The sequence below is a fragment of the Streptomyces sp. Edi4 genome, assembly GCF_040253615.1.
GTDB lineage: Bacteria > Actinomycetota > Actinomycetes > Streptomycetales > Streptomycetaceae > Streptomyces.
Map to the genome: position 1 here is coordinate 103293 of NZ_JBEJGY010000003.1, position 7269 is coordinate 110561.

A 7269-nucleotide genomic window follows, 5' to 3' on the forward strand; every position below is an offset into this window, starting at 1 on the left:
GCCCGGCGGCCGGTCTTTTGGGGCGGACGGCGCCCCGGCCTGCGGACACCGCCGCGGGGGTCGAGGCGCTGCGGCAGATGTGGGTCCAGTGCTTCCACCTGGTGCAGGGGCAGGTGGGGCCATCCCCAGCAGCCGCATGCCGTCCGCACCGATCCGCCGGCCCGCTTCGACGCGCTTGGCCTGGGACGTGGGGAAGCGGGAGTCCTCGATCCGGGTCGCGTAGTGCGTGAACCAGTCCGGCACAGGACGCGCATTCAGCCAGTCCGGCTCGGCGAGGGCCACCGCGTTCAGCGCCGCCCGCCCGCTCTCGCCGGCCCACTCCAGCCAGTTCAGCTCACGCGCCGACCACACCACATGCCGGGAGTCCGTGCGCGCGCCGACCACACCACATGCGGGGAGTCCGTGCGCGCGCCGACCACACCACATGCCGGGAGTCCGTGCGCGCGCCGACCACACCACATGCGGGGAGTCCGTTCACGCGCCGACCACACCACATGCGGGGAGTCCGTGCGCGCCCTGCCCCCGCCGCCGAGCAGCCCCTCCTGCCGGGCAGCCAGGATGCCCTCCAGCACCGACCGCCCGCCGTCGGCACTGACCAGCCGGTCCCGGAGCTCCGACAGCACCGCGAAGTCGCACCCCCGGATCGGCCAGGTCCAGCCCCAGCGCGCACTTCCAGTCGGCAACGCCGGTCCTCAAGACCACAACCGGGTCATGAGGACCGGCGTCACGCACCGGCCCGGATAAGCCAACGCGTCCGCCTTCGCGGCCGGGCCCCCGGTCGAGTGGCCGGCGCACCGGCCGGGGAGCGGTTCAGGTGCTCTGCGCGACGGCCGCGGCGAACCGCTCCAGGGTTTCGCCCGGACTCGGCCCGTCCAGCGCCCGGAAGATCCCCTCGGCGCCCTCACCATGTCTGTGCAGCTTGACGTGGGCCAGGGACACCTTGGTCCGGCCGGCGTCGAGTGGCTCGAAGTCGACCTCGATCTCGCTGGCCCGCTCGTCGTTGGGGATGGACTGCCAGCGCCCGTCGATCCGCCACGTCATGACGAGCCGGCGGCCCGGCTCCCACTGAAGGATTTGGCCCCAGGCGATCTCGGTGCCGTCCACGTCCCACTCGTAGTAGCGGCCGCCCACCCCCGGTTCGAAGGCGAGACCGGCCCGCTCCTTCTTGACCAGGATGTGGGACGGCGGCCACCAGTCCTCGGGGCGCTCGGTGAACACCCTGAAGGCTTCCCCGGTCGTGACCGCCACGGTCACCGACTTGCGCACGTCCGGGATGGTCTGCGTCTGCTCGGGCACGGGCCCTCCTCGCTCAGTTGCCGCACGGGACTCCTGCCACGCTGGCCGGGCGCGCTGGACCCTGGATCGAGCCCGGCTGGGGGGGTGGTGAACGTCCGGCGCCGGGGCGCGGTCAGGACAGCCGAACGGCCCGCTCGGCCGGGAGTCGAGCCCGGCGCGAGGCCCCGGCGTGACGGTCGGCCCACCGCAGGACCGCATACGACCAACGGGAGAGCACCATGACAGACGCGAAACGACGGGTCGCCTTCGTCACGGGCGCGACCAGCGGGATCGGCCTGGCCGTGGCCGAGCTGCTGGCCCGGCAGGGCGCGGCGGTGTTCGGCGTGGCGCGCGGCGAGGACAGCGTACGCACCGTGGTGAAGCAGCTGCGCGAAAAGGGCCTGGAGGTCTCCGGCACCGTCTGCGATGTCACCTCCAGCGAGCAGGTGAAGGCCGCGGTCGAGGAGGCCGTCCGGACGTACGGGCGCATCGACATTCTCGTCAACAACGCGGGCAGGGGCGGTGGCGGGGTGACCGCCGAGCTCGCGGACTCGCTGTGGCTGGATGTGATCGACACCAATCTCAACGGCACGTTCCGGGTGACCCGTGATGTACTGAGCACCGGCCGGATGCGGGACGGCGACTGGGGCCGGATCATCAACATCGCCTCCACCGGCGGCAAGCAGGGCGTGGAGCTCGCCGCCCCCTACTCGGCGTCCAAGCACGGTGTGGTCGGCTTCACCAAGGCCGTGGGCAAGGAGCTGGCTTTGACGGGCATCACGGTGAACGCCGTGTGCCCCGGCTATGTCGAGACCCCGATGGCCCAGCGGGTGCGCCAGGGCTACGCCGGCCACTACGGCGTGAGCGAGCAGGACATCCAGGAGAAGTTCAACGCCAAGATCCCGCTGGGCCGTTACTCCACCCCCCAGGAGGTGGCGGGCCTGGTCGGCTATCTGGCGTCCGACACCGCCGCCTCCATCACGGCGCAGGCGCTCAACGTCTGTGGCGGCCTGGGAAATTACTGAAGACCGCTATCAGAGACGGAGCCCTACCATGACCCACACGGGTGGCACACTGCTCGCCGCAGGTCCCGACGTGGCCGCGTTCCGCGCCGCGATGGGGCGCTTTCCCACCGGCGTCACTCTGCTCACGCAGGGAAGCGGCGACGACACCGTCGTCATGACCCTGAACAGCCTGACCTCCGTGTCGCTCAACCCCATGCTGCTCCTGGTCTCGGTCAAGTCCGACGGCCGGATGCGGCCGCGCGTGGTGAACGGCGGCGGCTTCGCGGTGAACGTGCTCAGCGAGGAACACCAGGAGCTGGCAGCGCAGTTCAGCCATCCCGACCGCCCGCAGGGACAGTCCGCGATGCTACGCCTCGGCGCGGTCGAGGGCGTCCTTGGGAACGCGGTGGTCCCGGAGGCCGAGGCCTTTTTCGAGTGCGAGCTGTACGCCACGCACGAGGCCGGGGACCATGTCCTGCTCGTGGGCCGGATCGTCGCCCTGCACGACCGGGCGGGCGACCCGAGGCCGCTGCTCTTCCACCGCGGCCGTTACGCCCGGCTGGGCGCGGCCGAGGCTGACATGCGCCAAGGGGGCCGGGCCGCGTGAACGCGGTAACCATCGCCCCGCCGTCACTGCGCCAAGTCGCCGACGGTGTATGGGCGTTCGAACAGCCCGGCGGCGGGTGGTGCCTGAACAACGCGGGGCTGATCGTCGGCGAGGACCGGGCCGTGCTGATCGATACGGTGGCGACCCAGTCACGCGCCCGGCGGCTGCGCACACAGACCGAACAGGTCGCCCCGCGCGGGGTGGACTACGTCGTCAACACCCATTTCCATGGCGACCACACCTTCGGCAACGGGCAGTTCACCCCTCGTGCGGTGATCGTCGCCCACGAGGGGACCCGGGCGGACTCCGAGGAGGCCGGCCTCGGCATGCGACAGCTGTGGCCGTCCGTGGAGTGGGGTGAGACGCCCCTGACCCTGCCGTCGCTCACCTTCCGGGACACCCTGACCCTGCACACCGGCGGGCCACGGGTCGAGCTGCTGCACGTCGGCCCCGCGCACACCCCGAACGACGTGGTGGCGTGGGTGCCGGAACGCTCGGTGCTCTTCACGGGGGACGTGGTGTGGTCGGCCGTCACCCCCTTCCTCCTGATGGGCTCGCTCTGCGGTTCCCTGCTGGCCCTGGAGCGGATGCGGGCCCTGGAGCCGCGCACGGTGGTCGCGGGCCACGGCCCGGTCGGCGGGCCCGAGTTGCTGGACTTCACCGAGCGGTATGTCCGGCTGCTGCAACGACTGGCCCACGACGGGGCGCGGGACGGCCTGACCCCGCTTCAGTGCGCGGCACAAGCCGAGCTCGGGGAGTTCACGGGACTGGTCGACTCAGAGCGGCTGGTCGGCAATCTGCACCGGGCCTACGCCGAACAGGACGGCCTGCCGCCGGGGGCACGGATCGACGTTCTGGAGTCCTTCAGGGAGATGGTCGCGTTCAACGGAGGGCCGCCCGTCTGCCACGCCTGAGCAGGGGCCAGGCCCGGCGGCGAGAGGAAGCCCCCGCTCGGGGCGGCCGGCGCCGGGGACAACGAGGGCATCGAGGCGCACACCTGCCGGAACATCGGCTGATCCACCAGCACGCCTACGGAAAGGAGCCCTGCCTCAGGGCCCCTTTCCCTATACGTCGGCCCTGCCCCGGTACCGCGGCGCCTCACCGATGCGGATCGGGGCCCGGGGTGTCGCGGCGGATCACCCGCTTGCTCGTGAACAGCACCCCCTCGCGGCGCACCAGCACGTCATCGACGCTGAACGTGGGCTGGAAGCTCACCTTGCCCCCGCGGTCGGTGAGAGCGACCAGGGTGTAGTACGAGACCCGCAGCGTGTCCGGGTCGTCCGCGTCGGCCTCCACCAGCAGGTGATCGAACCAGTGGCGCACCGCGACGTCCTTGTAGCGCGGCAGACTGGCCCGCATCCCGGCGAGCATCTCCTGGCGCCCCCGCTGCACGGAGCCGCCCGCGTGCCACACCTCGCCGTCCTCGGTGAACGTCTGGGCGAAACCTTCGATGTCCAGTGCGTCCACTCGCCGGACCTGCCACGCGTAGTACGTCTGGACCTCGGCGTAGAGGTCCCCGGAGACCAAGGTGTACCTACCGCGAACCGTCTGGGACACGGCGACTCCTTTCCATAAAGGCCCGCCGCCGGAACTGACGGCATCGGCCGCCGCCCACGCTTGCGCAACCCGCTCCAGCCCCGCTGGAGCACCGGTCCAGCCACACCCCTCAAGGTCACCCCCGGAATGTGGACACAGGGGTTCATGCTGCGAGCGAGAGCTCAGCTGTCGTGTGGTCCTGCTGTTCGCACTCCACCGGATAAGGGGTAGTCCAGCGCGCTGCGGCACCGACGGACGCTGCAACAGGCGACCTACGGGAAGATCTCCGGCCTCGCCCGACGGAACGTCGAAAACAGCTCCCGGTGCACCGTTCATCGTTCCAGGCTCAGCCAGCAGCTCCCGGCGAGGGCATCGCCACAACGCGAGCCGACCCGGTGTCAACGGCCACACAGTTCGGTTCTGACACCCCGGCCGAGGTCGTTGACGACGACGCGGTCGCCTGGCGGACCCGGGCCACCGCCCGGGGCACCACCGCACGGAACACCGGGGCCACCGCGTACACCCCGCCGCGGTCCCCCGGCCACTACGCCGATCCCGAAACCGGACTCAGCCACAACTATCTCCGCCCCCACGCCCCCGAGACCGCCCGGTACACCAGCCCTGCCCCCCCCAGTTGAACCCCGGCCCCAATCCGGTCGCCTACGAGACCCACGCCCAGTCCGAACTCGACCCTCTGGGCCTGACCCACTGCAACCAGGCCGACGTCACCTGAGACGGCCGCGCCCAGTACGGGCCCCTGGGCCCGGGCGACCACGCAACCGGCGCCCGTGCCACCCTGGAACCCGACATGACGGACGGCAAGACCCGCCCCCGCGTCCACGTTCCCCGACACCAAAAAGGCGCGGCCCGCAACAAAAGCCACCTACGGGGAGCCCAGCTCGGCGGCTCAAACAGGGACCCACGCAACTTCGTCGCCATGCACGCCTGTGCCAACAGCCCCGTCATGCGGCAGCTCGAAAACGACGTACGCACACCCATGGACCGCGGCGAAACGATCACCCACCACGACACACCGATCCACCCGACCAACGACCCCACCGACGTCGTGCCCGTCGCTACCACCACCCAGCCCCACGGCAACCCAGGGTCCCAGTTCACGCCACTGCACTCAGGCTCCCCACGAACTCCGTCACCATCATGAACGACCCCCCCACCCCAGGACCGCTGATGAACCCTTCTCTCACCCGCCTCACCGAGCTGCCGCCTCCTCCCGACGCAGCCCCCCAGGACTGGGCGACCGAGGAGAGGCAACTGGGCACCGAACCACCCCAGGACTACAAGGAACTGGCCAACACCTACGGCGGCGGCCTGTCCGACGAGAACGTCTGGCTGCTGACACCCGCCTGCCCCCAACCGCGCTACGACCTGCTCTCCATGAACGCCCAGTACCGTGCATCACTGCAACTCCCGTGGGACAGCGGCGAGCCACGCCCCGGCCGAACTGAACCAGGACGGCGCACGCCTCATCCCCTGGGCCCACAAGGACGAAGGCAGCGAAGTGCTCCACTTCCTGTCGGCCCCCGGACACAAACCCGAGAACTGGCCCATCCTCATCAACGAGGGCCGCGGTCCGCAATGGGAACGGCATGCCGGACCCTGCACCACGTTCCTGCTGACACTGATGACCGGAGAGACCGAATCCGCGTACCTCCCCGACACGCCACTGGACCAGCACCTCTTCGAGACCAACAAGGAAATCCCCGCCAACGGGTAAAGACAGGACACGCCAAAGCTCTCCAGCTCCCGGACCTGATCCGTAAAAAGTCCTCGAGTACCAAACGTCATGCATGCCGCTAGCCTGCCGGTTACCGTCGGTGCTTCGGCCAGAGAATGCCGGCCCGTGCTCCGCCCCAGCCGCCACAGGCCGAAGGAGGTGGACCGGACGGCAACGGAACAGCGGTGCTGTAGCACGCCTATGACCACGAACACGGCACCGCTCGGGGCCTTGACCCCTGATGTCGGACACACGAGACACTGGACCCTGCGGATCCGAGAACGGACATCTCGTGGTCATGAAGAACTACCCGCCGCAGTTCAAAGCGGACGCGGTCACGCTGTATGAGACACGACCTGACGCGACGATCAAATCGGTCGCTGCCCATCTGGGGATCAATCCGGAGACCCTGCGCAACCGGGTCAGGGCTGGACGAGCAAGCCATCCACGAGGACGCCGGACGCCGCAGACGGCCCAGCCGCCGGCCCCGCCGGAGGCAAAGAACGCGGCCCTGCACAAAAAGATCCGCGAGCGGGAGGAGGAACGCGAGATCCTGCACAAAGCGGCCAAGTACGCGGCCAAGTACTCCACCGGGCAGACGCGCTGGTGAACCACTTCCAGTGCGACGCCGACCATCAGCGCCGCTACCGCGTGAAGCCGCTGCGCAGCACCCTCCGCGTCAGCCGCTCAAGCTTCCACTACTGGCACCGCACCACCACGGGCCCGGCAGCCCGGCAGCCCGGCAGCCCGGCAGCCCGGCAGCCCGGCAGCCCGCCAGGCGACCGACGCACACTTGGCCGCCCGGACACGGGCCCTGCACCAGGAAACGGACGGCACCTACAGAGCCCCGAGAATCACCGCCGAGCCCCGCAAGACCAGCGCTGAGGCGGCCAACCACCAAGCGGGCCCCCAGGATCATACGGGCGTCCAGGACCGAAGGGGCCCGGTCACGCCACCGGCACCGCACCACCGTCCCCGACCCGGCCGCAGCCAGGACGCCGGACCTGACCAGCCGCGACCCCACCACAGGCCAGCCGAACACGAAGTACATCGCCGACATCACCCACCTCCCCCTCGACAGCGGGAAGTTCTGCCACCCGGCAACCATCATC

At 70.2% G+C, this 7269-nt stretch carries 8 protein-coding genes and 1 pseudogene; 6 read left to right on the forward strand and 3 right to left on the reverse strand.

Annotated features, from left to right (window positions below):
• Positions 1-488: 488 nt before the first annotated feature.
• Positions 489-678: pseudogene (locus ABR738_RS02150) on the reverse strand (IS5/IS1182 family transposase); the annotation flags it as partial.
• A gap of 132 nt (positions 679-810) precedes the next feature.
• Positions 811-1296 carry an SRPBCC family protein gene (locus ABR738_RS02155; RefSeq protein WP_350228232.1) on the reverse strand — a complete coding sequence of 162 codons (486 nt, stop codon included), beginning with the start codon at positions 1294-1296 and terminating at the stop codon, positions 811-813.
• 218 nt (positions 1297-1514) lie between these two features.
• On the opposite strand from ABR738_RS02155, the gene ABR738_RS02160 reads away from it, so the two are divergent.
• The 3 genes from ABR738_RS02160 to ABR738_RS02170 are packed head-to-tail and all read left to right on the forward strand — an operon-like array spanning position 1515 to position 3800.
• A complete protein-coding gene (locus ABR738_RS02160; RefSeq protein ID WP_350228233.1) occupies positions 1515-2300 on the forward strand; it encodes an SDR family NAD(P)-dependent oxidoreductase in 786 nt (261 codons plus the stop codon).
• A gap of 28 nt (positions 2301-2328) precedes the next feature.
• Positions 2329-2886, forward strand: a complete 558-nt coding sequence (locus tag ABR738_RS02165) for a flavin reductase family protein (RefSeq protein WP_350228234.1) — start codon at positions 2329-2331, stop codon at positions 2884-2886.
• A complete protein-coding gene (locus ABR738_RS02170) occupies positions 2883-3800 on the forward strand; it encodes an MBL fold metallo-hydrolase (RefSeq protein WP_350228235.1) in 918 nt (305 codons plus the stop codon). Before ABR738_RS02165 ends, ABR738_RS02170 begins: the two co-directional genes overlap by 4 nt.
• A 184-nt stretch (positions 3801-3984) precedes the next feature.
• Here ABR738_RS02170 and ABR738_RS02175 read toward each other — a convergent pair whose 3' ends face one another.
• Positions 3985-4443, reverse strand: coding sequence for a nuclear transport factor 2 family protein (locus ABR738_RS02175; RefSeq protein WP_350228236.1), 459 nt, complete (start codon positions 4441-4443; stop codon positions 3985-3987).
• Positions 4444-5179: 736 nt separating this feature from the next.
• Between ABR738_RS02175 and ABR738_RS02180 the strand changes: the two genes are divergently transcribed.
• The 3 genes from ABR738_RS02180 (at position 5180) to ABR738_RS02190 (ending at position 6767) form a co-directional block, all read left to right on the forward strand.
• Positions 5180-5584 carry a DNA/RNA non-specific endonuclease gene (locus ABR738_RS02180; RefSeq protein ID WP_350228241.1) on the forward strand — a complete coding sequence of 135 codons (405 nt, stop codon included), beginning with the start codon at positions 5180-5182 and terminating at the stop codon, positions 5582-5584.
• 249 nt (positions 5585-5833) lie between these two features.
• Positions 5834-6157 carry a hypothetical protein gene (locus tag ABR738_RS02185; protein WP_350228237.1) on the forward strand — a complete coding sequence of 108 codons (324 nt, stop codon included), beginning with the start codon at positions 5834-5836 and terminating at the stop codon, positions 6155-6157.
• A 298-nt stretch (positions 6158-6455) separates the two neighbouring features.
• Positions 6456-6767 carry a transposase gene (locus ABR738_RS02190; RefSeq protein WP_350228238.1) on the forward strand — a complete coding sequence of 104 codons (312 nt, stop codon included), beginning with the start codon at positions 6456-6458 and terminating at the stop codon, positions 6765-6767.
• Positions 6768-7269: the final 502 nt, after the last annotated feature.

Bases quoted from the DNA above. Each gene is read 5' to 3' on its own strand.
- ABR738_RS02160 (WP_350228233.1), top strand. From the start codon at position 1,515: ATGACAGACGCGAAACGACGGGTCGCCTTCGTCACGGGCGCGACCAGC.
- ABR738_RS02165 (WP_350228234.1), top strand. From the start codon at position 2,329: ATGACCCACACGGGTGGCACACTGCTCGCCGCAGGTCCCGACGTGGCC.
- ABR738_RS02190 (WP_350228238.1), top strand. From the start codon at position 6,456: ATGAAGAACTACCCGCCGCAGTTCAAAGCGGACGCGGTCACGCTGTAT.